The organism is Aphanizomenon sp. CS-733/32 (genome assembly GCF_028330045.1).
Lineage (GTDB): Bacteria > Cyanobacteriota > Cyanobacteriia > Cyanobacteriales > Nostocaceae > Dolichospermum > Dolichospermum gracile.
In genome coordinates, this window is record NZ_JAQMSE010000210.1 from 1 (window position 1) to 25,670 (window position 25,670).

Genomic DNA, 25,670 nt, shown 5'->3' on the forward strand with positions numbered 1-25,670 from the left:
GTCGGGGCGGGGGCTCCCCGCCCTCCGGGGTCTCCCCGCCCTCCGGGGTCTCCCCGCCCTCCGGGGTCTCCCCGCCCTCCGGGGTCTCCCCGCCCTCCGGAGTCTCCCCGCCCTCCGGAGTCTCCCCGCCCTCATCTGGATTGGATAAGTAACAAACTCCTCCCAGCCCTAAGAAAAACCACCGAAGAAACCACCAACCTCTTAAGAGGACTAGATGGTCAATACATTCCCAGCGGTGCTTCCGGCGCACCCACCCGCGGCCGCCCCGAAGTCCTGCCCACAGGTAAAAACTTTTACGCCGTTGATATTCGTGCCATACCCACCGAAACCGCCTGGGATATCGGACGAAAAGCCGCTGAAACCCTGATTGAAACCTACACCCAAGAACACGGAGAATATCCCCAAACCCTTGGTTTATCCGTGTGGGGAACAGCCACAATGCGGACTGGTGGTGATGACATAGCCGAAGCCTTAGCCTTACTTGGTGTGCAACCCGTGTGGGATGGTGCAGCGCGACGAGTCGTAGATTTTGAAATTTTACCCTTATCAATTATCGGTCGTCCCCGTGTGGATGTCACCTTGCGAATTTCCGGCTTTTTCCGGGATGCTTTTCCCAATTTAATTAGTTTATTTGATCAAGCAGTCAAAGCCGTTTCCGCATTAGATGAACCCCCAGACCAAAATCCCCTCGCAGATACAGTTCGTCAAGAAACAGCACAATGGACTCAAGAAGGTTTATCTTTAGAAGTAGCCCAAGAGCGATCGCAATATCGCGTTTTTGGTTCAAAACCAGGGGCTTATGGTGCCGGACTCCAGGGACTCATCGCCTCCCAAAACTGGGAAAATGATCAGGATTTAGCCCAAGCTTACATCAATTGGAGCGCTTACCCTTATTCTTCTCAACAGGGAACAGAGAATAAGAATGTGGAGGCTTTTGAACAACGGTTGAAGCAAATGCAAATCGTTCTCCACAATCAAGACAACCGAGAACACGATTTACTAGATTCCGACGATTATTATCAATTTCAGGGTGGTTTAACCGCAGCCGTGCGTTCTCTTCAAGGTAAAAATCCCCAAACCTACTTTGGCGACAATTCCAACACATCCCAGCCCAAAATCCGCCAACTTAGCGCCGAAATTGCCAGGGTTTATCGTTCCCGCGTCGTTAATCCTAAATGGATAGCTGGAGTCATGCGTCATGGATATAAGGGTGCATTTGAAATGGCTGCAACCGTAGATTTTCTCTTCGCTTACGATGCTACGTCCCAATGCGTCGAAGATCATATGTATCAAGGTATAGTCGAAGCATACTTAGAAGAGCCGACTGTTTGTGAATTTATCCACGACAAGAACCCCTGGGCATTACGCGATATTGCGGAAAGATTACTAGAAGCAAACCAACGCGGCTTATGGCAGGATGTGAATATACAAACCCTCGAAAACCTCCGCAATTTAGTCCATCAAGCGGAAGCAACTATCGAAGAAAAATAATTTCATTTAGGAATTGGATATGGAAAATCTTGCGTATTTACATTTAGCTTTTGCCAATCAAGACGAAGAAACCACTGAGTTAATATCCCTCAGTTCTTTATTTAAAACAGCCGCCGCACCAAACTGGCAACTCTTTTCTGGTAGTGCGTGGAAATACATAATTCCCCTGATCATAACTATATCCATTTTGAATAATGTTAGTAGTGTTTTCGCCCTAGAAAAAAATGACAACGCTGCTACCGTCAATCATCTCCAACAAAATTGGATATCTCAAATTGAAATCACCAATGACCAAGTTATCAGTACAGCCCCGATAACCAACACTACCCCAAATAATATTATTTCCGTCAGTAACAAGCGCAAAAACCCCAATCTCCTCAGCAAAGGTGATGAAGGTGCAGAGGTCAAAGTTCTACAAGAACGCTTGAAAATCGCCGGTTTTTATTACGGTAATTCCACAGGCATTTTTGGACCAATTACTCAAGAAGCAGTCAAACGATTCCAAAAAGCTTACCAACTCACAGTTGATGGTGTTGTCGGTCAATCCACATTAGCCAAATTACCAGCAGTCACCGATGAAAATCAAACAACCACTTCTCAAAAATCAGATCACCCAGATATACTTAGTTTAGGCGATCGCGGTGAAGCCGTCAGAATCCTCCAAGAACATCTCATCACCGCCGGATTTCTCCAAAATCAGCCCAATGGTTACTATGGTTCTAACACCGTTGATGCCGTCAAACGCTTTCAAAAACAACACAAACTAGAAGTCAATGGCCTAGCTGGACAAACCACCCGTTCTAAGTTATACAGTTTAGTTAAAAACTCTGCCAAAAGTGATTTCACCACCCTAGAAATCCAAAGACGACTACAGGCAAAAGGTTTCTATAAAGGTCAAATCAATGGCATAATGGCATCTGATACCCAAAAAGCAATTAGTCGCGCTCAAGCATTTTATGGTATCAGTCTCCAAGACATCGCAGGAGTCAGGAGTCAGAAGTCAGGAGTCAGCAGGTAGGAATCTCTTACCACCTGAGTTCGGTGTTAGGAGTTTCTCCTTCGGAGACGCTACGCGAACAGAGTTATGATTTCTTCAACGAGATCATCAGGGTTTGAGACTCATATTTGGGGCAGTTTTCCAAAAATTATCTTATGTCGAACTCAGGTGGGTTATGCTACCGGAGAAAAAATTTCTATGCCCAATTAGAAAATAAACCTTAATTACTGGTATTATATGGTTGAGGCATTTCTTTTATTCATACTGTAAATGCCCATTTTTTAATTTCTGGAGCTATTCAATGTCAATTTACGTCGGTAATTTGTCCTATCAAGTCGGAGAAGAAGACCTCAAGCAGGTTTTTGCAGAATATGGAACTGTAAAAAAAGCTCAACTACCCATTGACCGAGAAACCGGGCGCGTCAGGGGTTTCGGCTTTGTAGAAATGAGTTCAGATGCAGAAGAACAAGCCGCAATTGAAGCGCTTGATGGTTCTGAATGGATGGGACGCAGCTTAAAAGTTAACAAAGCTAAACCCAAAGAAGATCGAGGTGGTGGTGGACGTGGTGGCGACGGTGGTGGCTATTCTCGCCGTTACTAAATTTTCACATCCACAATCAATCATAATTTTATCAAGACAGACACAATATGTGTCTTTTTTAAGTCCCATAGCAGATTTTATCTGAGTGCTGATATTGTAGTTAAGGAACAAGTCAACTTTTTAGTTTTCGGAGCTATTCAATGTCAATTTACGTTGGTAATTTATCCTATGAGGTTACAGAAAATGACCTAACTGGGGTTTTTGCAGAATATGGAACCGTGAAGAGAGTCCAACTACCCACTGACCGGGAAACTGGTCGGAAAAGAGGTTTTGCCTTTGTAGAAATGGAAAAAGAGGCAGAAGAAACAGCCGCAATTGAAGCACTTGACGGTGCTGAATGGATGGGACGCAGCTTAAAAGTTAACAAAGCTAAACCCAAAGAAGATCGTGGTAGTGGACGTGGTGGATATGGTGGTGGTAGCGGTGGTGGACGCAACCGTTACTAAGCTTTAACATCCACAACAGATTGTAATTTTATTAAGACACACAATATGTGTCTTTTTTAAGTCCTATAGTAGATTTTATCTGGGTGCTGATATTGTAGTTAAAGAACGAGTCAGCTTTTTAGTTTTCGGAGCCATTTAATGTCAATTTACGTTGGTAATTTATCCTATCAGGTTACAGTGGACGCTTTAACGGAGGTTTTCAAAGAATATGGAGAGGTTAAGAGAGTTCAAATACCTACTGATCGGGAAACTGGGCGTGTAAGAGGTTTTGCTTTTGTAGAAATGGGATCAGATGCGGAAGAAGAAGCAGCAATTGCTGCACTTGATGGTGCTGAATGGCTGGGACGCGACTTGAAGGTTAACAAAGCTAAACCCAAAGAAGATCGTGGTGGTGGTGGACGTGGTGGATATGGTGGTCGCTACTAAATTTTGCCATTAAAACTCTAAGCATCATATTTTGAGGACAGAGGGGCTCTCTGTCTTTTTTAATTTTATTTTTAACAAAATCTTTTAAAGAATGATAAATCAATCCCACCAAAATTAATACTAAAAGCAATATTTAATTGCTCCAAAGTTCCCACTAACCAGCCAACAGTATCAGTGGTGTAAGATTCATAGTGATTAAACAAAATTGCAAATTTTCTTTCTAAATATGGCTTAACTTTTCCACAAATAAGGACAATTTTTAATAATAATCCCATTGTGGGGACTGTTCCTTGATTACTAATTAAATCTAGGAAAACAAAGTGCTGTGGTGATGATTGGTTATTAACAACTAAATAGTTTAATAAATTGCTGCAAGTTTTCACTAATAATAAATCATTAATTTTTTGCTCATCGGCTTGAGGTAAAATATCTTGTAAATATTTATATAGTTTTCGGTTGAATTGTTTTTTCCCGTATTGCTTGTCTACAGAAGATATCAAATATTCATATAAATCATCTTTAAAATCACGAAAATTTTTCGCTTGTCCGCCATATTTTATGAACTGTTGGGCAGATTCATGATATGTATTGCCATGTTCAACTTTACCCACAAAATGTTTTAATGTGGTGTATAACTCACTATCAGTTAACAATGTAGGATTATCTATGGGGCGCAAAATTCTGTTAGCTTCAGCAGTTGAAGTGTTTTGCAATGACTGAATTTGCCGCACTTTATAAGTTACATATTGTGATAAATCAATTTCAAATTTCTTTTGTACCTGTGATTGAAAATGTTTAACAGTTTCTTTTTGTTCAATAGTGGAGTTGTCGTTCATTAAACAATGTTCATATAGATAAGGATAACGGCGAATTAAGGTCATCAGTGGTTGATTATCTTGCCTCTTAGCTACAGGATGAGTCTCATTTACTACTTGAGTAAATCTCTTTAAAATTAAATACTGTTCGCTGCTGACAAACTGTTTAACTAATTCCCGTAAACGGCTGATTTCGCGGCAACGTAAATTGTTAATTTTATAAGTAGTAGGTATAGCATTAAATAAACCTATCAAATCGTCAATTGCACTATGTAGCAGGGGGTTCATGTGCCAGTAGTTGATGAGAATATGGCAACACCGATTCAGGAAAAACTGAAATTCTTCAGATGCGTGCTTAGATGCGGTAATCTTGTCTAAAATTGAGATAATTTCTGGTTCAGGATAATTCGCTCTTTCAATAAATAATGCCCGAAATCTATCCAACATTTGGTTGGGAGATTCTTTTCCCACTAAGTTTAGTAAGTGTTGATAGATTAACTGTTCTTCATGGTAACAGTCATGGTAATGGTGATCATAGTCCAATTTTCGACCAATTAATTTCGTTGAATGTGCTTGGGGAACTGTTTTATCTGGGTTAATATCAATTCTGTTTCTCACTTTTCATTACCTATAACCTGGAATCGATGTAATTTTTTATATGTTTTCTTAAAACTATTAACCGTATAAACCCGGTTTTAGGATGATTTTTTAATTTGTACAGTTTATTCTAATGCTGCTGCGGATATTTTACCACATAACATAGGACTTCACTGAGAACTAAACATGAAGTGGACAAGGTATTGCCTAATCTTAAATTTTTAATTAAGAAACATCAGTGATTATGATCACCAAGAAATAGTAATCCTAAAATTTGGTATAAATTGGAGAATTTTGTGTAGTTTATTTTCTACTAAAGTCAGCGTTTGGAAAATCTAGCAGGAGTAAAACACCTGTGTGGGGTGAGTTTTATGATTAATTGATGTTTTGACGACTTTGGTTGTTATTATTACTCATCTTTTAGTGGGGTGCTAATTAGCAAATAGGCCTCCTTCGCAGCCGCTTGTTCAGCGGCTTTAATAGAACGTCCTTTACCTTGTCCCAACATTTTTTCATGTAGCCAAACTTCAGCAAAGAAGCGTTCATGAGTACGGTGGGGTTGACTAATTTCTAAAACTCGATATTCTGGAAGGACTTTGAATTGTGCTTGAGTCCATTCTTGCAAGGCTGCTTTATAATTGAGTCTGGCAGGATCAAGACGAATTTCTGTGGTTAGCTGTTGGAAATGGGTATCTAACCAAGGACGAATTAGGTTAAGATTGTTGGTGCTAAGGTAGAGTGCCCCTAGAACGGCTTCAAAGGAGTCTGCTAATCGTGATTCTTGGCCGATATGATCAGCCGTAGCACTACCAGCCACCAATAAATATAATTCTAAACCATATTCTCTTGCTAATTGGGCGAGAATGCGATCGCTCACCAACACCGAGCGAATAGCCGCAAAATCACCAACTGAACAATCAGCATAATGTTCCCATAATACCACGGCAGCCACTAGGCGTACCACTGCATCGCCAACAAACTCTAGCTGTTCATAGTTGGCAGTATCAGAAACCGTGGGATGAGTGAGTGCTAAATCTAACAATTCCCATTTAATAGGTGCATTTAGTGACAAACCTAACTTTTGGACTAAACTTTCAAGCTGCCGTTGACGGCGGGGATAAACGCGGGACATTGAGTAAGTTGGGAAAAAAGGGCTAATCACTCTTAACTTAGCATTAAATTATAGGGTATAAATAAAAGTTGTTTTTTGTGCAAAAACTTACAGTGTCAATATTCTCGAAAGTTGAACTATGTGGAGAATGTGGAATTGGCGATCGCTAGTCTTGCAGTTAGCATTAGTTACACTCCAAGGCTCTTAGTCTCTTTTTTTACTTTTAAGTTCCCCGATTATTAAATCATTTGGGAATATTTACCATCCTAGACGTTTAGCAACATCCGTAACATTAATAACAGATGCCACTAATTTATAACAAAATATTTCCTCACTTTGAAATGAAGGTTGAAAAGGTTCACTTAAACTTATTGTTAATCTAAATTTATCAGGTTCAAAATTTTCCAAGTTGAGTTTTTCTATGACTTCTTCGCAGGAATATATTCCCATTTCTAAAAAATCAAGTTTATCTATCCAAATTGGATCTGTAATTGGTAAATCATAAAAATGATTACATAAATAAAAAAGACATCTGCAAGTTTTCTTATTCGCAGAATTATATTTGATCTCCCATTTTAAATTTTCTGAATTAATCATTATTAATGAATATCTAATCTGGGATATTTGTAGATCTTCATAACGGATACGTTTCCCAAAATTACCCAATAATTTAGGTTCAGAAGAATTTCTTTTAATTTCTGGTTTAATTAATTTTCGTACTTGTTCTAAAGTAGCTTGTCCTAAAATCTGCCATTTATAACTATAATGAATCAGATAATTTTCTGGCTGATGACATTTTGGTTCATGTCTAATTATAGGAATTCTTACCACATCAAATAATTGCACCTCTCTACCATTCCTATCCTTATAATGTTCTGGATATAGAGTTCCATCTTTTTTGTTAGAAACTGGTCGTAACCACCCTGTACCATCGGTTTTAATACCTGCAAGACAAATTCCGCCATGCTTAGTGGATTTAGCAATACAAATAATATCAAACGTCAGCATTGTTAAACTTTAATTAGCACCTTAAATAATATTATAAGTAGGTGAACACAATAAAATCAATCTGTGTAAAGAAAAGTAAAATCCCCCAAACCCTCTTCACTATTGCCTCTTGCCTTTTGCCTTGCCATAACGACGATTTTCAAGGCTAACCTACTTACTTAAAGATGATGAATTTTAATATTTTTTTCTAAGTTACTTTGCAAATATTCAGCCACTAACCGACGATGACAATTATGGGGTTTTAACTCACTACACAATAAACAACTTTTATCTATCATATCTATAAATAACTTCCTTTCAATTTGTCTTTGTGTAATCAATTGGTTAAATTTATGTTCATAGCTATCCCAAGTTATTTCTTTTTTTTTATAAGCATCTAAAATGTCTTTTGTGGGAGCTAAATCAAGAATATGGATATATTCAATTCCGCCAATTTTCTGGAGAAAATATTGTAAATCTGACTTTTTCGCAAATCCCGCAAGTTGAGAAACATTATTTAAGCGAGTGTCAATAACTCGTTTCACACCTGCTTTTATCAAAGTCTCAAAAAACTGCTCGGCTTTTTTCTGAGTAAAGCCAATAGTAAATAAATTAATTTGTTCATTCATCATCATCTGTTGTTTCTGTATAAGCTACTTTTTCACTTTGTAATTGATATGCTTTTTCTACTAACTCGGCACGGGAAAGAGGTTTTCCTAGGGTTTGGATAGGTTGTAAATCGAATAGAGAAAGCTGTTTAACAGAATTTTGCAAATCAGACAAAACTTTATATAAATTATTCTGTTTTAATACCCGATTTTCTAAATCTTCATTTGTTTCTAAATCTCCATTTTTATGAATATGCTGAATTTCTAAACCAGCATTTTTTAAATGTGGACAAATCAAAATAGCTCGATGACAAACAATAGGATCTTGTTCAGCGCACATTAAACTAATTTGATATTTTTCTGAACCTTGAATTAGACGATTTAAACCAATTTTAAAAGCCTCTGTTGCCGCAATTAAATCATAACGAGCCATACCCTCTACATAACAGTTTCTATCACGGGGACGAGCGCCTAAGTTATCTCCCAGGGGAACATAAGCGATATTTGCGGTTTTCAAGGCTGCTTTTAATGCTGATTGATTAAATTGAGGAAATCGGCGACTATAAGGACTAGAACGCACGTCAGCTAAGGCTGTTACTTGATGTCGGTGTAACAGTTCGATAAATGTTTCAATTGCATGATTGGAATGACCAATAGTGAATGTTTTCATAATTTGTTATTATCGGGAATAACATTAATTACAATTATTTACAGGCATTTTAACCGTTATAATGTCAAAATGCAACTATACTTTTTACACTGAACTAGGCAACTTGCAACGGTTTTGTAGGAAGCATTCGGGGTTCTGGTAATACTTGATTTTCTTGAGTAAGCATCTCAACAAAAGCCTCAATTACTTCCTGACCATTTCTAGCAGCTTCTTCGTAAGTTTTACCATGTGTATGAAACTGTTGCCAGGGAAATTCAGGTAAGTGAACTAAAAAAAGTTGATCCTCTTGAGACCATTGAATTACCATGCTGTAGTGATAAATCATTCTTCACCTTCCTTATTTTCTAGTTCTTCCAGCTTTTTCAGCACCCGCTGAATGTTTTTTTCTAAATATAGCGGAGCATCATCTCCATCTTTTCCCGGTATGGTTAATGGTTCTTCCGGTAATAAGGGATGTTTCCAGTAAGTATGACTTCCTTTACCTCTACCTGATTGAAGGAGATATCCAACTTTTGCTACTATTCCCTTCAGTTCTCTTATTTTCTTCGGCATTTCTCATTACCACACTCCCATTTTATATTGTATGCTATCTCTGTACAACATAATCATTGTCTGAATCAGGATATCCAGGATTTAAGGATTTACAGGATGATGATAAGATTAATATGATAGATTATAATCCAAATCATTTTGTCCGATTATTCAACCAATAAACCCTCAAATTTACCTAGTGTCTATCAGTTCTCACATTCTAGCAAAATTATCAATGACTAAGATAAATCAAATCAAAAAATCCTGATATGGCTACGCCACGCTATCAGACAATCAATTATTGATTATCTCTCCAATTTTCTAAAGAAAAACCAATTACAGTTTGGATTCTGATAAAATCAGTATCAGCCGAAACTAACGTTAATTGATTACGAATTGCTATTGCTGTTATCCAAAGATCATTTTCATCAAAACCTAATTGAGTGATTTTAGTCGTTTGCCGTTTAGTTTTTTGCTTTGGTCCAAATTTGTTAATTAATCCTGCTTTTATTTGTCCATAAATTTTAGCAGTTACATCATCTACATAATAAATTCTAATATCTGCGATAAATTGCTCAATACGAGTTAAATTTTCTTCCTTATAACTAGAATTTTCTGCCATATAAGTTAGCTCACCTACTGTTATGATAGTAGTAGCTATATCGGTTTCTCCAACTTCCTGTATATAATCAAGAACCGTCTGATTTTTCAGAAAAATTAAACTACAATGATTAGTGTCTAAAAGATACATCACTCAAAAGGATTAATACGATTATTAATTTTCACTTTACCTCTAGTTTCAGAGACTAACTTCAGACATTCTTCCAAGTCATCCCCTACCCATGTACCAGCATGACGCAAAATTGAACGTCCTGAAGATGGCCTATAGTTAGTTTTTTCTGATAAACTTGTTTCTTGTTTATATTTAATAAATTCCACAAATTCATCAATAAATTTCAAATTTTCTGGTGAAATAGTTAATAGATTTTGTTCGATTTTTTGTCTGAGTTCAAGAGAGTTCATAATTTTGACCTCCTAATTACAATTAATATTTTTTACTTTTATAAAAACTGATTGTGATCCTATAGAATTTATAGCATAAATTCGGGTTTCTGAAAACTTTATTGCAAAAATTATTTGTCAGAATCAGGATATCCAGGATTTAAGGATTTACAGGATGTTTAAAGATACCTAACTTCTTTGATTAATCATATCATGTTATAGATGAATTATTTGAGAAGTCGGGGATATACTACTTGATTAATTGTTTAATCTCCTGTTTTATATCCTGACGTTTATTCTCAATTTGAGTTAAAATCTCATGTTTGGACTGGTCAAAATTCCTCAATTCTTGCTGATTATTTTCAATATCATTTAATTCCTCATCATAGAAACTTATAGCTTCTTCAATGTTTAATTCATACTTTTCTACCATTTCTTCGGCTACCTTTCTAAACTCTTCTCTTACATGGTTTCTAGCATTACGTAGCTGACGTTGGTTTTCTTGATCATCGTATTCTTCTTTTGCTGTCATAGCTGCATCAAATAAGACACCAGCACCAGCAATAAATGGTCCTAAACCTTTAATGAATTTAGCACCATTAACAGCACCCCAAGGTTTAAATTTAAAACCCAGAAATTTTCCTATATTATAAACTAAATCTCTGGATACTTTGGATGATAATTTTCCAAGTTCTTCCAAGATTTTACCACCTTGTTTTTCTAAGATTGATTTTCCAAATTTATCAGGAATATTTGGATCATTAATCCTCTTACCATCTACCAAATCAATAGTTATTTCCCTAGCAATAGTTTTACCTAATAGAGAGTTTTGCAGTTCTTCTAATTTATTTTGTAGATTTATTAATTCTTCTTGTAAATGAGCTTGAATTTTTCCTATTATCTTCTCTGAAAAAGTGGTAATTTCCTTTGTGACTTTTTCTACTTCTACTTCAATTTCTTCCTTCGTATGGTGTCCATCAATCATACTAGCTATTTTTTCACTTAGCATGATCACTTCATATTTAAGTTTAGCTAATTCAGAACGATAAGCGTTTCTCGCTCTAGTTTGAGATGCTTGTATTATATTTTTTTTGCGTCGTAATATCTCTAATAAATCACGAGTTGTTTTATCACCTGTACTTAAAAAGTTTACTGATTTCTCCAGAGTATCAACAGCACGATGTAAAGGAGTAACTAATTTAGCGGAAAGTTCATTTTTTTGAATTAGCTTTTGCAGAGAATCCAGAAAATCATTAAAATTAGATTTAGTTTGTAAAGATTGCTGATATTTGATATATTTAGGATCTTGGGATTTGAGGTAGGAATCAGCATCAATAAAACAGGTGTAGAATTGTTGAGGATAATATGGTTCTATAACTTGTGTAATTGTTGATAATAAATCTTGGGGACTTCCTGATTCACGACTCATTTTATTAACTACTAGCACCATTTGTCCAACTCTTTGCATTTGGTTAGCTACGGTTTGGAAAAATGCTGCACCTTGGGGGTTAAATAATTCATTAGGAACGACAAACACCAATAAATCACATTTAGAAATTCTTTCTAGGGTAATATCATCATGTTCTGTATTACCTGCATAAATTCCTGGTGTATCTAATAGTAATACATCTTGCCAAGCATATTCTGTAACTTGATCAGTACATATTTCTGCACTAATTCTCACGCTTTCATCTCCAGTTAATGCTTTAATTAAGGTGGATTTACCAGCATTGTACTGTCCGATAAAAGCAATAGATAGTTGTTTCTGTTGTTGATATTCTTGCCAAAAATTTTGAAAATCATCAACTAATTTTTTAACTTCATCTTCTGTCCGAATTTCTAAAATATCTATTGTTTCTTGGCAAAGTTGGTTAACTTTCTGGGATTTAGCATTAAATTGAAAACTTGACATTGTTTTATTCTCCTGATGTAGTTATTTTAATTTATCAAAATCTTCTTGCATTTGTTTGTTTATTTCTGCAATTTCATGGCAACTATCATCTAATTTTTGAATTATTTCCCATAATCCCTGAATATATATTTTCATTTGAGAAACCACTTTAATTTCATATTCAATTATATTCTCAGAAAATGAATCTTGATAGGCTTTTATTGTAATTTCTCTTTTTTGTTTTACCTGTTTTTTCAGTGAATCTTTTTCTTTTGCAATATCCTTTTTATAATTTTTATCATCATCTGCTTTTTCCCTGTCACCAGCAACACTCATACCTATACTAGCAACAGTAGCAACTATCCCTGCTCCAACAACTCACCCTCCTGGATTCCACCAATTTGCTGCTACAAAAAGTGCTGCACCCACAGCACCAATACCTACACCAACCCGTTTTATTAACTTTCCTGTATCATCTTTGGTGATGTTACTAAAATTCATTGCCATGTCAATCTGAATATTCTTCAGATCATATTCATATTCCTGTTCAAATTCCTTGAGTTTTTCTCCTAAATCTGAAAATATTGCCTCTATGCAAGATTTCATAGTTTCTTCAATATTTTTTTCATTAACTATTTTCTTCCATTCTCTCTGTCTTCCATTGATATCCATATCTGAATATTGATCAACAAAACTACCTATTTGATTTTCTATCAGATCATATAAAGAGTCACATTTATCTTTAATTTTTCTATCACCTTCTTTTTCGATTTCTGCAAATATCTTTTCGATTTCTCTTTGCTTCTGTTCCAGAAAGTTTAACTGAACAGATAACTGAGATTTTGCAGCAGCTAATTTTTGATCAATTGACTTAATAAAATATTCCAAGCTATCAGCGAAAGTTGATAAGCGTAAATCTTGACCATTAGTATAAATTTGATAAGCAATTAAAGAATATAATTCTTCTATTTTACTCAACTGCCAAAGTTGACTGCTATACTCTTGATATTCTGCTTGCGTACTTAAAAAACCAGATTGAGCATGAATAGGAACTATATCTACATTATCTAAATGCAAATATTCTTGAATGTGACTTTGAATATGATGTTTATGTTGTGATAACCTATCTTCATCAAATACCATTTCTGGAATATCAATGAACATCTGTAAATCTTCTAAGTTATTAGAAATATCATGTTTAACATTGAGAATTACAGCAAAGTATTTATTAATTTGTTGCAATTGTGCCATTGCTTGAAATTCACCAGGTTGCACAGAATCATCACTGGTTAAAAACAAAACAATATCAGACTGATCAATAATATCATTAGCTTTATTTGTATCATCATTACCTTGATAAGCCTCAATTCCAGGTGTATCAAGTAACCGTAAACCTTGCCAAAAATATTCTTTTACATCTCTGGTTGTGCGTTGTGAACCTTTACCAATTGTGCTACCATTACCGCGAGTTAGTGTTTCTCGTAAGGTACTTTTACCAGCTTTAGTTCTGCCAAATAAAGCAACTGTAAAATCTTTGAGATGTTTTCTTTTCTTATCTAAGAAAATAACCAAATCTTCTAAACTATCTTCAGATATATTTTTAATATCAAGTTGAATTTGTTTGAGTGTTTCTTTAAATTGAAATTGTTCAGAACCTTTGATTTTTAAAATTTCATGGCTAACAGCTTTAAGATCGCTATTAAGTTGTGTAATTACTATTTCTATTTTCTTTGCATATCTAATACTCCGATTATAAGCAGAGTTCGCTGTCTTTGAACAGTTTTTTAATGCCTCTTTAAATTCAGATTGAGAACACTCATAATTATTTTCGGGCTGTAAATCAAAATTATGATACCAATTTGGATCAAAAGTTTTGATTTGTTTTCCGTAAATTTTTACAGTTTTAATGGATGTTAATTTGAAATTGGCTATTTCTCTCATGATAACTGGTAACAGTTGATCTTTTTTTGTAACTGCTACTGACTCCAGGGCTATTTTGAGACAATCATTTTTAACAGAGACTTTGACAATAATGCCGTCTAAGGTAAAGGATTGGTTAAGACTATGAGCGATCGCTTCTGTATCAATTTTCATAAAGTAGTCTTTGTTGCCTAAGTCTCATTAGTCGAATATTAGACATATTATAGTGTTAATTACCCATATTTAAGTATATTTGGACAAAATCCTGTACATCCTCAAATCCTGGATATCCTGATTCAGACAAATAAAGACAAAAAAAGCGGGCTAACCGCTTATTAGAAGGTTAACCCGTTTCACTTTGGGAACGCGCTACAGAAATTGTTACTGCAATACCAACTTAACATTGGCATTTTGCAGACCGCGCTGTTTTACTTCAGCCAAAGTCTTGTTAACGGCATATTTTTGATTGATAGAGTTGATCAACTCGGTCTGGTTGTGCTTCTTAGCAACACCCCATAAGTCAGCAATCAGGTCAAAAGAACCGTCACTGTTACGAGACCAACCTAGATCGTACTCGCCTTCCAATACAGCAACGATGTCGGAACGGAGACGCTGACCGTTATAACCACGGACATCAGCTTCAGTCTTAACGCTGATACCTAAGTCGCGCAAAGAAGATTTGAGAATTTCGGCATCGGTGATCTTGGTACGCAGAGTGCTAAAGTGAGACATTTGGGTTTCCTCCAATAAGAAGATTGATGAGAAAAACGACAACGGTTCTTTTTCAGCGAAGCCGCATGATTTGGGAACGGCTTTTTTCTATCTGTTAGCCTTGTGACTAACCTTTCCCCCTGACAAACAGCAGAGGAAAGCTTTTAAAACTCCATGCGCTGATATTCAGCGACAGCGGAGGCTGCGGGTCTAGCACGCTGTCTGGCCCAGTCCCTTAAGGCTGTGACCTGTTCTTGCATCGTTCGTGACAGCGGCAAAGTAGACTTTAATGCAGCAATAATATCTAATTGGGTGAACTCCCGATCTTGGGCGAAGGCTTCATACATAGCCGCCACGATCGCTTGTTCAATTTCTGCCCCGGAAAAGCCATCGGACATTTTTGCTAGTTGTTCTAGATCAAATCTAGCAATTTCCTCCCGCCGTTTAGTCAGGTGAATACCAAAGATATCCTGACGTTCTTCCGGTGTGGGCAGATCCACAAAGAAAATTTCATCAAAGCGACCTTTCCTCAAAAACTCTCCAGGTAGGCGTTCTACACGGTTAGCAGTCGCCATAACGAAAACTGGAGATTTCTTTTCTTGCATCCAAGTCAGGAAAGAGCCGAAAATTCTGTTTGATGTCCCCCCATCAGAATCGCCCGAACCACCACTACCCGCAAAGGATTTATCTAATTCGTCAATAAACAGAATCGTGGGGGAAATTGATTCTGCTGTTTTCAGGGCGTTCCGCAGGTTGGCTTCACTTCGACCCACCATTGAGCCGTCGTAGACCCGCCCCATATCTAATCTCAGAATTGGTAAACCCCATAAACGGGAGGTAGTTTTAGCAATGAGTGACTTACCACAACCAGGAACACCAAGAATTAACATTCCTTTTGGTTGGGGCAACCCATACTCTCTCGCCCTTTCTGTAAAGGCGTTAGAGCGTTGGGTCAGCCAGGTTTTTAATTCTTCTAAGCCACCAACAGCATCAATGGTTTCATCTTCTTCGATGTACTCCAAGATTCCATTACGGCGGATGAGTTGTTTCTTCTCGGATAAGACGATATCAACTTCATCTTCTGTCAATCGCCCAGTTGTTACCTGTGCTTTGCGGTAGACTTTCTCAGCTTCATCTTTAGTTAGACCTAAAGCGGCTCTGAGTAGCTTTTCTCGCGCCTCGGTTGTCAGCCGTTGTCCACGATTTTGCTCTTGATGGGCAGTTAAAACTTTATTTAACTCAGCCATGTCAGGCAGTTGAAAATCTAAAACAACAACTTCTTTTTCTAATTCAATCGGAACTTGCTGCACAGGAGACATTAAGATAATGTTCTTTTGCGTTCCTTTAAAACTAGCGATCGCGTCCCGGAGCGATCTGGTTGTTGCCGGCGCATCAATAAAGGGGTGTAAATCTTTAAGAATAAATATACTGGGTTCTTTTTGCCGAATAATCCAATCAATCGCTGCCTCAGGAGAAACAGTATTGTGTTGAGTTGTGTTCCGGGGTTGACCGTACTCGACGATACCGTGAGTTACTGTCCAAATATATACTCGTCTTTGGGGTTTTAAATCTTGGGAAACTTTAAAAATTGACTGCTCTGCCCGCTCTTCCTCGGAGGTCACAAGGTAGATTAAAGGGTATTGAGCTTGAATTAAAATATTGAGCTCTTCTTTCATACTATCGACCTACTTGAGACCTTATAGAGACAGTACCAACCAGAGATAGCGTGGCGTTAAGCCAGACTATTTAATCACTAATAATTCCTACCTAACAAGGAACTAATTCTTCCTCACCCTTGGGATGGGTTTCCTCTTTTTCTCTGCCATCAATAGATAGATGATCTTGGCCGATGATTCCTGGTTGGTTGCCCAAGTTCACTAGTTCGCCATCACGCAATATAAGTGAAGATTCACAAGTGGGACAGGAATAAACCCGGTGAGTTCGCCCATGGGAAGACGCTTCTATCTCTTCTACTATTTCTGAGTTGGTCAGGTAGAAACTGAGCGCCCGTTCTGCGAGGTCTGACATCGGTTCTGAGTCAACGGCAGAACGAATTTTAAGTTTTCTGTGCAGTTCGGGTGATAAATATAACGTAACCTTTTGCTTAGTTTGCATACAACTTTCTGGTGGTCTTACCCGGGTATGTATACCACCTTATCGCCTCTTTTCTTGGTTGTCAAGATGGTAAAGCGTTTTAATGGCAACTTTGTTACATTTCGCAATATAACTAAGTTAACTCCGTGAGATAGTGGTAAAAATAGGTAATTTGTTAAACCTATTTAGAAATATCATCAGCCAAAACCTTACACTTTTTTATGATCAAAATCCTTATTAATAAATGGTTTCAGCTTTATTCAGCAAGGCATACTTAGACTGTCGTTACCAAGAGTTGTAAGTTAATAAATTCACGTTCCTTAGAGTAATACCTTGTCCAAATTGGAAAAAGCATGAAACCCAACATAAGCGTTGGGTTGCGCGATCGCTTAACCCAACAAAGCAGAAAATGGACAAGCTATTGTTAGAGGGTAATATCTTCCCCCCGTTCAGTAAAGCGGACATCTTTGATTTTCCACTGAGAATTACTAATTAATGTTTTGCGGACACTGCTAAACAACGCAAACTGTTCACAACTAGACAGAGAAGATACTTGTCTTTTGGAATCTGGTGAGATGCGGAGATCAACAATCGCAACACCGTTTTTCACATTAATACGATAACCAGATACGCTGAAATCTGCTGTGCTCTGTTCTTTGAATATTTTACCTATGGCTTCATTCATGGGTGCTGCTGCGGAAACGTCAGCTTTTTGAGGAATTAGCTCTTGACATTGAGCATCACTTGTGTATACGGTGACGTTAGTAGTTTTACCAGAAATGGCTTTATTATTAGAATATAGCTCAACTTTGGGAGTGGGAGACTTCTGTGGTTTCTTGGGGGGACTGGGGTTAATTTTGCTATTTGGTATTGTTTCTGGAGTTGGGTTATCAGCAGTATTGCTAGAATCACAACTGCTAATAACAGTGGAGGACACGACTAAAAATAATGATAAAATAGTTTGTTTGTAATTATACATATAGCAATTCCGTTTGATTGTTACAAGACAATTCATCAGGGGAAGGACAGAAAAAACCTGAATATCAATGATAACTACTTTTCCGCCCCTACTATTTTATGTCAATTGAGAATGGTCGGTTGATTTACGCCGTGTTGTACTAGAAAAAATTATTTATTAGTGTCCTTTGTCAGTGGAAGTAGAGTCATGGCTAAACTTCCTCATACCTCTGGAGACTGCTATTGCTCTTACTTTTATAGTTATGAATCTTTCTACCTTACTGTCAAGGGTTTTTTGTGGGTTTTTATGGCAATTTTTGCAAATAACCTCTTTTTTCTCTAATTTGATTAGTAAAAGTAATGTTTTGCCTAACTCTAAACAACAAAAACTTATCTTTGCTTTTGCCTAATTACCTGGTCAATTTTTTTTGCCTTTTTCCACCTTTTCAGCAAGCCCTATTTATACAAACACTTGCATAAACATTAAACTCTTCACTAATATGACCAATCCCAAAATCCAAAATTTAAAATCTGTCGTTATTCTTGGTGGGGGTGCTTGGGGTAAAGCCCTGGCTAAATTAGCAGTAATTAATGGTAATCAGGTGCATTTATGGTCACGTTCTGACTGCCAACCTCTAGAAAAAGTATTAGAGCATAAAAATGCTCAAGTAATCTTGTCGGCTATTTCCATGAAAGGGGTGAGAGATGTGGCTTCTATGGTGGAGTCTTGTCCCCTATCTCCAGAAACAATCTTTGTCACCGCAACCAAGGGACTAGAACCACACACTACATACACACCTTCGCAAATTTGGCAAGCAGCTTTTCCTGATCATCCAGTGGTGGTTTTATCAGGTCCGAATTTGTCCCAGGAAATTGCCCAGGAATTACCAGCAGCAACGGTAGTAGCAAGTAAAAATACCAATGCTGCCCAAACAGTCCAACTAGTATTTTCCTCCAGTCGCTTTCGTGTTTATACTAATCCTGACCCTGTGGGCGTAGAATTAGGGGGAACACTGAAAAATGTGATCGCGATCGCCGCAGGTGTATGTGATGGGTTACACTTAGGCACAAATGCCAAAGCCGCCTTAGTCACTCGTGGCTTAACCGAAATGGTGCGAATAGGTCAGACTTTAGGTGCGAAACCGGAAACATTTTATGGTTTATCTGGTCTAGGGGACTTATTAGCAACCTGCAATAGCCCCTTAAGTCGCAATTATCAAGTTGGTTATCAATTAGCTAATGGAAAGACCCTGGAAGGAATTATGGCAAATCTTCCAGGTACAGCCGAAGGTGTGAATACTTGTCGGGTATTAATGGAAATCGCCCAACAACAAGGTATTACTATTCCCATTACCGAGCAAGTTTACCAACTGCTGGAAGGAGAAGTTACACCAAGACTTGCATTAGATCAACTGATGTTACGAGATATCAAGCCCGAATTTGATAATTTCCCGACAGAACAAATATGGCAAACAGGGGAGAAATGCTGATAGTGTAAGGTGTTCAATTGAAATTAAACGATTACCGCGAAATCCCTGGAAAAAATTTATCAAATTGTCAGGAAATTACTTTTTGAGTGATGTAAATATAACTATGTAGTTTATAAACATCATGACAACTAGATGTTATCTTGATAAACAGTTAAAAAAATAACCTTCAATATCTCTAAACATGGTAGTGTTGACTAAATAACTCTTAATATAAACTCTGGCTAAAAATTTACAGAGACATTCTTTCAAGTACACAACTACTAGCAACGAACAACTCATTAAAAATGTATTTTTCTGATCTAGTATACCGTGGCGAAAATAAGTATCCAGTTAAAACAGTCCAAAAGCTGATAAATTAAGTTTTCTTCTCTTCGATCTGTTTGGACTATTACAAAGTTTTGCAAAGAATTGTACAGTGAAGCCCAAACTATGTTATTTCATGACGAAATTACGGAATAGCAACAGTTAATTAGCTGACCGTAATTTTAGCTGACCCTAATCTATTGTTACTTGGAGCCATTTGAGACATCATGCCAGCAACATCTTTTTATAAAAATGCCGCCCACGAAGGGCAAAATCCTAGTCTACCCTTGGATATTGAAATCAATAATGATGATTTGCCAGATTTAGACATGGCTGCTGTTGAGTCTGATTTGTCCTTAGCCGCGCAAACTAACCGACGTAGCACAGATTTGGTGCGGCTCTATCTGCAAGAAATTGGTCGAGTCCGCTTGTTAGGACGAGATGAAGAAGTCGCTGAAGCCCAAAAAGTACAACGATATTTACGAATGCGGTTATTGCTTAGTGCTGCTGCTGTTGAGGGAGACGCTGTAATTGCTCCTTATTCGCGGTTAATTGAGGTACAGGAGCGGTTGAAATCAGAATTAGGACACCGCCCTTCTTTGGAAAGATGGGCGACTACTGCGGGGATAAATTTACCTGATCTCAAGCCGACTTTAGCCAATGGGAAAAAACGCTGGGCAGAAATTGCTAATTTAACCGTTGAAGAATTAGAGCAAGTGCAAGCTGAAGGACTACAAGCCAAATCGCACATGATTAAGGCGAATTTGCGCCTGGTGGTATCCGTTGCCAAAAAGTACCAAAATCGGGGTTTGGAATTATTGGATTTGGTACAAGAAGGGACTTTAGGTTTAGAACGGGCCGTTGAGAAGTTTGATCCTACAAAGGGTTATCGTTTTAGTACCTATGCTTACTGGTGGATTCGTCAAGGTATTACCAGGGCGATCGCTACCTCTAGCCGCACTATTCGCCTACCTGTCCATATTACCGAAAAACTCAACAAAATTAAAAAGGCGCAACGGAAAATTGCCCAAGAAAAAGGTCGCACTCCGACTTTAGAAGACCTAGCCATTGAGTTGGATATGACAGCTATCCAAGTCCGGGAAGTGCTATTGAGAGTTCCTCGGTCTGTGTCTTTGGAAACGAAGGTAGGTAAGGATAAAGATACTGAATTAGGAGAATTGCTGGAGACTGATACGATTACGCCAGAGGAGATGTTAATGCGAGAATCTTTACATAAGGATTTGCATAATCTTCTGGATGATTTAACCAGTCGAGAACGGGATGTTATTTCGATGCGCTTTGGTTTGTCCGATGGTCATGCTTACTCTTTAGCAGAAATTGGTCGCGCCCTTGATTTATCACGGGAAAGGGTCAGACAAATTGAATCCAAGGCTTTACAAAAACTTCGCCAACCCAAACGTCGTAACCTAGTCCGCGACTATCTAGAGTCGTTATAGAAGGCAAGAGGCAAGAGGCAAGAGGCAAGGGGCAAGGGGCAAGGGGCAAGGGGCAAGAGGCCAGATAGAGTAATTAAGAATTACGAATTATAGAAATAGGAGAAAAAGATTTTGCATAGTTCATTCACACCTAACACCATATCAACAGTAGAACTCAAGCCAAGTTACAATATTCCTATTGTTTTAGTCGTGGGTGCTATTCCTGTACTATTAGTACAACCTTGGCTGGGGGGAATATTAACGCTATTGGGCTTGTTTTTGATGTTGCAAGCTGTAACACTACGCTTTCAATTTACCTCGACTGACTTTGATCTTTATAGAGGCGAGAAGTTAATTAGGCGTTTTCCTTACCAAGAATGGCAAAATTGGCGAATATTCTGGAATCCGGTTCCCATTTTGTTCTATTTTAAAGAAGTGAACAGTATTCACTTTTTGCCAATTTTATTTGACCCCAAAACCTTAAAATCTTGTCTAGAAGAACGTTGTCCACCCATTGATTAGATATTTTCCCTAGTCAATTAATTGGATATTTCAAGAAAGATATTTTTTGTATCATGGAAAATTTATATAGTTGTTTGTCAGTAACTCAGCCCTAAAGGGACTGAGCTTGTAAGAAATTGCAAGCTGTACTGACCAGTCTAAGTCTTCACTGACTACGTTTTTTGAGTCACGACACCCTGGAATGCGTTCGCGTAAGCGTGCCCTCAGGCATAGCCAGTTCCCTGCTCTGTCATTTGCAATTAAACAGTTTTAAAGTCACTGAAACAGTGTTGCAAGTCTAACAAGCTCTTAAAACATTGACGAGGCTAACATTACCCGCAAGGAGGGACTTTATGTCCAAAGTATTTGTAATTGACACCGACAAACGACCACTAGATCCAATTCATTCAGCACAAGCTAGACAACTATTAAGAAACAAAAAAGTAGCCATATTTAGACGATTTCCATTCACAATTATCCTCAAAGAATCGCGTTCTGATTCTCCTGTTTCTCCTTTGAGATTAAAGCTTGACCCTGGAGCTAAAACAACAGGAATTGCATTAGTAAAAGACTTAACTGGTGAGGTTGTATTTGCAGCCGAATTAAAACATAGAGGTTTTGCAATTCGAGATGCTTTAACTTCTAGACAACAATTAAGACGTTCTAGGCGTACTAGAAAAACTCGTTACAGACAACCAAGATTCTTAAATAGAACTTGTCCAGAGGGATGGTTAGCACCAAGCTTACAAAGTCGAATTGAGAATATCAAAACTTGGGTTAAGAAGTTGCGTAACCTTGCACGAATTGAGGCTATTAGTCAAGAATTGGTACGGTTTGATATGCAGTTAATGGCTAATCCTGATATTCAAGGCAAGGAATACCAGCAAGGAACATTAGCTGGTTACGAAACCAGAGAATACTTACTAGAAAAGTGGGGTAGGCAATGCACCTACTGCGGTGCGAAAGACGTTCCTTTTCAAGTTGAACACATTCATCCACGAGCTAAGGGTGGTAGTAATTCAATTACAAACCTCGCTTTAAGTTGTGAAAAATGTAACACAAAAAAAGGAACGAAAGATATCAAAGACTTCCTCAAGAAAGACCCATCAAAATTGGAAAAAATCTTGAAACAAGCAAAAAGACCATTAGCTGATGCAGCCGCAGTAAACACAACTCGTTTTGCATTACTATTCGTTTTAAAAGCAACTGGACTACCTGTAGAAACCGGTTCAGGAGGTTTAACTAAATTCAATCGTAGTCAAAAGAAACTAGAGAAGACTCACTGGATTGACGCTGCTTGTGTTGGTCAATCAACTCCAATTCTCAATATCAAAGGTGTTCAGCCATTGCTAATTACAGCTAATGGTCACGGTTCTAGACAATCTTGCAGAACCGATAAATTTGGTTTTCCAAATCGCCACTGTTCTAGAACTAAATTTCATTTTGGTTTTCAAACAGGAGACATTGTTAAATCAGTTGTCAAAACTGGTAAAAAAGTTGGTGAATATATTGGAAGAATAGCAACCCGTGCTACTGGAAGTTTCAATATTTCAACTAGAAATGGATTAGTTCAAGGAATTAGTTATAAAATCTGTAAAACTATCCACAAAAAAGATGGTTATAGCTACTCAAATTAAAAGATTCAACGCCTTTGTTACCGCCCGTGTCGTGGCTGGTGAGCTGCGTCGAACCATCCCTCTCAGGTCTAAAGACGCTGAGTTTCCCTCTTACCGCGAAGTCTTATGAACCCAGAAGAATCTCCAACCCCAGAACCCATAAATGAGTGGTTAGAACAAATAGAAGTGCAACCCCCCACAAATGAACTCCCAGAAAAACCATCTACCGATTTACAATTAGAAACTCAAGTATCTGGTGAATTGGCAACGTCAACAACAACAGCAACAACAGAACTAGAAGCAGAAGATTCACTACATACACAAGCAGAACAAAGATTAGCCCAATTACAGCAAAAGTCATCAGAACTTAGCGCAGAAATTGCTCAATTGGAAACTACTTATGCCACCCTTCGGACGCAAATTGGTGTAACTCAAACCGCACTCTCGCAAATTGTTCAAGATTCATTATCACAGTTAGAACAACGCAAACAAGCCTTACAAATTTCTGTCGAACAACTCGAACGTCGTCAGGAACGAATTCGTAATGAAATGCGGACAACCTTTGCCGGCACATCTCAAGATATAGCAATTCGGGTACAAGGTTTTAAAGACTATCTCACAGGCAGTTTACAGGATTTGGCATCAGCAGCAGAACAAATGCAGCTTGTACAACCTGTACGAGAACGGGAAAAGCCAGCGCCGAAAGAAGCTAAACCTGTGCAAGAACAATTGGAAATGCCGCAACTTGGTCAACAGCAGTTTCAGGACACTACTAAAAAAATCCGGCGCTTACTTGACCAATACCGCAACCAACCAGATTATTATGGACCACCTTGGCAGTTACGCCGCACCTTTGAACCAATTCACGCCGAAAAAATCTCAAATTGGTTATTTACTCTTGGTGGACGGGGTGCTTTGCGGACAATGGGTAGCCGTTTACAAAATATTCTCATTGCTTCATCGGCAATTTCTATATTACATCAATTATATGGCGATGCCTCCGGCGAGCGAAGCTATCCCGTGCGAACCCTAATTTTAGCAAATACTCCAGAACGTTTAGGCGAATGGCGACGCGGTTTACAAGATTGTTTAGGTATCGGTCGTCCCGATTTTGGACCCGACAGAGGAGTGGTATTATTTGAAGCACCGACAGCTTTAGCCCAAAAAGCCGAGAGATTAGTTAAAGCTAACCAAATGCCTTTAATTATCATTGATGATTCTGAGGAACAAATTAGTTTAGCGTTACTACAATTCCCTCTCTGGTTAGCTTTTGCCCCTGACCCAAAAACCATGAAAGATCGAGATTTTGATGATGATTTTTAATTTGGTCATTGGTCATTGGTCATTGGTCATTAGAGGATGTTTGAAAAGTTTCCGGCGATTAGAAATCGCTACTACACAAACAAAGTCCACCTGCGTGGACTAAGGAAAAATCAAGGCTTTTGAACCCACGAAGGTGGGTTTCGTCTGTGTGGTTCCGCGACTTCTAGTCGCCCTTGCAAGTAATAAATTAGACTTTTCAAACACCCTCTTAGTAAAACAACTAACAACTAACAACTAACAACTAACAAATTTATGTTTCTTTGGTTAAGTTTGTGTGGAGTGGTAGTTTTATTAGCTTACATACTTGGTTCTTTTCCAACTGGATATCTAGCAGGTAAGCTATTAAAAGGAATTGATATTCGGGAAGTTGGTTCTGGTTCAACAGGTGCAACTAATGTTTTGAGAACCTTGGGTAAAGTCCCAGGGGCATTTGTGTTATTAATTGATGCTTTAAAAGGAGTATTAGCCATAAACTTAGGTTATGCCTTATTTAACATTGCTTATAGTCAAAACTCAATTCCACCAACTGTCAATCCCCAAATTTGGCAACCTTATTTAGTCACCTTAGCCGGGTTAGCTGCCCTTTTAGGACATAGTAAATCAATCTTTCTTGGCTTCACTGGTGGTAAATCTGTAGCTAGTGGTGTGGGAATTTTACTAGCTATAAATTGGCAGGTGGGATTATCAACATTAGGAGTATTTGCAGTAGTCATTGCCATTTCTAGAATTGTATCTTTAAGTTCTATTTCTGGGGCTATAGCAGTTTCCATTTTTATGGTAATTTTCCATCAACCATTAGCCTACATTCTTCTGGGTTTTACTGGCGGTTTATATGTAATTATCCGTCATCGCACCAATATTGAGCGATTAATTGCGGGAACAGAACCAAAAATTGGTCAAAAAGTAGAAACACAAACAGAACAAGTTACTTAGAACCTTTTCCTGGTTTCCCAATAGTCGGTTTAAACCGACTTTAGCTTTTAGACAGGGAATTAATTCCCTGACTTGTGACGTACTCCACACACTCCCTTTCAGGTGAGTGTGGGCTTCTCAGTGACTCCTCTATGAGGACATTAACTGAGCTTTAAGACCGTGCGCCCCACGGTTCTTTGGTTTTGAGATTTGTTTTTTGTTTTGTAGGCTGCA

The 25,670-nt window shown here is 38.0% G+C and carries 27 protein-coding genes and 1 pseudogene; 12 read left to right on the plus strand and 16 right to left on the minus strand.

The features are described 5' to 3' along the window. From PN471_RS17550 to PN471_RS17570, 5 genes are all read left to right on the plus strand, one after another. The coding region (locus tag PN471_RS17550; RefSeq protein WP_271777946.1) for a cobaltochelatase subunit CobN at window positions 1-1,491 on the plus strand (1,491 nt) is incomplete at its 5' end. Between the two features lie 19 nt (window positions 1,492-1,510). Then, on the plus strand, window positions 1,511-2,509 hold the full coding sequence (locus PN471_RS17555) for a peptidoglycan-binding domain-containing protein (RefSeq protein ID WP_271777947.1): 999 nt from the start codon (window positions 1,511-1,513) through the stop codon (window positions 2,507-2,509). A gap of 280 nt (window positions 2,510-2,789) precedes the next feature. Next, a complete protein-coding gene (locus tag PN471_RS17560; protein WP_271777948.1) occupies window positions 2,790-3,089 on the plus strand; it encodes an RNA recognition motif domain-containing protein in 300 nt (99 codons plus the stop codon). Between the two features lie 140 nt (window positions 3,090-3,229). Then, window positions 3,230-3,535 (plus strand): RNA recognition motif domain-containing protein, encoded by a 306-nt coding sequence (locus PN471_RS17565; protein WP_271777949.1) that lies wholly within the window; start codon window positions 3,230-3,232, stop codon window positions 3,533-3,535. A gap of 138 nt (window positions 3,536-3,673) precedes the next feature. After that, window positions 3,674-3,961 (plus strand): RNA recognition motif domain-containing protein, encoded by a 288-nt coding sequence (locus PN471_RS17570; protein WP_271777950.1) that lies wholly within the window; start codon window positions 3,674-3,676, stop codon window positions 3,959-3,961. A 71-nt stretch (window positions 3,962-4,032) separates the two neighbouring features. Here PN471_RS17570 and PN471_RS17575 read toward each other — a convergent pair whose 3' ends face one another. From PN471_RS17575 to PN471_RS17650, 16 genes are all read right to left on the minus strand, one after another. Further along, on the minus strand, window positions 4,033-5,394 hold the full coding sequence (locus PN471_RS17575; RefSeq protein WP_271777951.1) for a hypothetical protein: 1,362 nt from the start codon (window positions 5,392-5,394) through the stop codon (window positions 4,033-4,035). Window positions 5,395-5,782: 388 nt separating this feature from the next. Next, window positions 5,783-6,505, minus strand: a complete 723-nt coding sequence (gene rnc / locus PN471_RS17580) for a ribonuclease III (RefSeq protein ID WP_271777952.1) — start codon at window positions 6,503-6,505, stop codon at window positions 5,783-5,785. A 237-nt stretch (window positions 6,506-6,742) separates the two neighbouring features. Then, window positions 6,743-7,492 (minus strand): dual OB domain-containing protein, encoded by a 750-nt coding sequence (locus PN471_RS17585; RefSeq protein WP_271777953.1) that lies wholly within the window; start codon window positions 7,490-7,492, stop codon window positions 6,743-6,745. Window positions 7,493-7,650: 158 nt separating this feature from the next. Next, a complete protein-coding gene (locus PN471_RS17590) occupies window positions 7,651-8,106 on the minus strand; it encodes a DUF488 domain-containing protein (RefSeq protein WP_271777954.1) in 456 nt (151 codons plus the stop codon). Then, window positions 8,093-8,749, minus strand: coding sequence for a DUF488 domain-containing protein (locus PN471_RS17595; protein WP_271777955.1), 657 nt, complete (start codon window positions 8,747-8,749; stop codon window positions 8,093-8,095). Before PN471_RS17595 ends, PN471_RS17590 begins: the two co-directional genes overlap by 14 nt. A 94-nt stretch (window positions 8,750-8,843) precedes the next feature. Further along, the gene (locus PN471_RS17600; protein WP_015081367.1) at window positions 8,844-9,074 is read right to left on the minus strand and encodes a type II toxin-antitoxin system HicB family antitoxin; all 231 of its coding nucleotides are present in this window, start codon (window positions 9,072-9,074) and stop codon (window positions 8,844-8,846) included. Beyond that, window positions 9,071-9,301, minus strand: a complete 231-nt coding sequence (locus PN471_RS17605; protein WP_271777956.1) for a type II toxin-antitoxin system HicA family toxin — start codon at window positions 9,299-9,301, stop codon at window positions 9,071-9,073. Before PN471_RS17605 ends, PN471_RS17600 begins: the two co-directional genes overlap by 4 nt. Before the next feature lie 277 nt (window positions 9,302-9,578). Beyond that, a complete protein-coding gene (locus tag PN471_RS17610) occupies window positions 9,579-10,031 on the minus strand; it encodes a type II toxin-antitoxin system VapC family toxin (RefSeq protein ID WP_015081370.1) in 453 nt (150 codons plus the stop codon). After that, complete coding sequence (locus PN471_RS17615) at window positions 10,031-10,303, minus strand: hypothetical protein (RefSeq protein WP_271777957.1); 273 nt, start codon at window positions 10,301-10,303, stop codon at window positions 10,031-10,033. The genes PN471_RS17610 and PN471_RS17615 overlap by 1 nt, the downstream gene beginning before the upstream one ends. 229 nt (window positions 10,304-10,532) lie before the next feature. After that, window positions 10,533-12,194: a GTPase gene (locus PN471_RS17620; protein ID WP_271777958.1), complete on the minus strand. Its 1,662-nt coding sequence runs from the start codon at window positions 12,192-12,194 to the stop codon at window positions 10,533-10,535. Window positions 12,195-12,215: 21 nt separating this feature from the next. Then, window positions 12,216-12,509 carry a hypothetical protein gene (locus PN471_RS17625; RefSeq protein WP_271777959.1) on the minus strand — a complete coding sequence of 98 codons (294 nt, stop codon included), beginning with the start codon at window positions 12,507-12,509 and terminating at the stop codon, window positions 12,216-12,218. A gap of 42 nt (window positions 12,510-12,551) precedes the next feature. Further along, complete coding sequence (locus tag PN471_RS17630; protein WP_271777960.1) at window positions 12,552-14,267, minus strand: GTPase; 1,716 nt, start codon at window positions 14,265-14,267, stop codon at window positions 12,552-12,554. Window positions 14,268-14,474: 207 nt separating this feature from the next. Continuing rightward, window positions 14,475-14,825: a DUF1257 domain-containing protein gene (locus tag PN471_RS17635; RefSeq protein WP_015081375.1), complete on the minus strand. Its 351-nt coding sequence runs from the start codon at window positions 14,823-14,825 to the stop codon at window positions 14,475-14,477. A gap of 143 nt (window positions 14,826-14,968) precedes the next feature. Further along, on the minus strand, window positions 14,969-16,480 hold the full coding sequence (gene ycf46, locus PN471_RS17640; protein ID WP_193894748.1) for a stress-responsive protein Ycf46: 1,512 nt from the start codon (window positions 16,478-16,480) through the stop codon (window positions 14,969-14,971). 91 nt (window positions 16,481-16,571) lie between these two features. Next, complete coding sequence (locus PN471_RS17645; protein ID WP_193894746.1) at window positions 16,572-16,919, minus strand: hypothetical protein; 348 nt, start codon at window positions 16,917-16,919, stop codon at window positions 16,572-16,574. Between the two features lie 403 nt (window positions 16,920-17,322). After that, complete coding sequence (locus PN471_RS17650; RefSeq protein WP_271777961.1) at window positions 17,323-17,877, minus strand: sporulation/spore germination protein; 555 nt, start codon at window positions 17,875-17,877, stop codon at window positions 17,323-17,325. Window positions 17,878-18,054: 177 nt separating this feature from the next. On the opposite strand from PN471_RS17650, the pseudogene PN471_RS17655 reads away from it, so the two are divergent. The 7 genes and pseudogenes from PN471_RS17655 to plsY form a co-directional block, all read left to right on the plus strand. After that, window positions 18,055-18,265, plus strand: a pseudogene (locus PN471_RS17655) (IS5/IS1182 family transposase); the annotation flags it as partial. 90 nt (window positions 18,266-18,355) lie between these two features. After that, window positions 18,356-19,345 (plus strand): NAD(P)H-dependent glycerol-3-phosphate dehydrogenase, encoded by a 990-nt coding sequence (locus PN471_RS17660; protein ID WP_271777962.1) that lies wholly within the window; start codon window positions 18,356-18,358, stop codon window positions 19,343-19,345. 530 nt (window positions 19,346-19,875) lie between these two features. After that, entirely contained in the window at window positions 19,876-21,105 is a 1,230-nt protein-coding gene (gene sigC, locus PN471_RS17665) for an RNA polymerase sigma factor SigC (protein WP_271777963.1), read from the plus strand. Window positions 21,106-21,216: 111 nt separating this feature from the next. After that, a complete protein-coding gene (locus tag PN471_RS17670) occupies window positions 21,217-21,606 on the plus strand; it encodes a DUF3119 family protein (protein WP_271777964.1) in 390 nt (129 codons plus the stop codon). A gap of 332 nt (window positions 21,607-21,938) precedes the next feature. Then, entirely contained in the window at window positions 21,939-23,222 is a 1,284-nt protein-coding gene (iscB, locus tag PN471_RS17675; protein ID WP_271777965.1) for an RNA-guided endonuclease IscB, read from the plus strand. A gap of 105 nt (window positions 23,223-23,327) precedes the next feature. Then, a complete protein-coding gene (locus PN471_RS17680; RefSeq protein WP_271777966.1) occupies window positions 23,328-24,524 on the plus strand; it encodes a DUF3086 domain-containing protein in 1,197 nt (398 codons plus the stop codon). Between the two features lie 252 nt (window positions 24,525-24,776). Continuing rightward, window positions 24,777-25,457, plus strand: a complete 681-nt coding sequence (gene plsY, locus PN471_RS17685; RefSeq protein WP_271777967.1) for a glycerol-3-phosphate 1-O-acyltransferase PlsY — start codon at window positions 24,777-24,779, stop codon at window positions 25,455-25,457. Window positions 25,458-25,670: the final 213 nt, after the last annotated feature.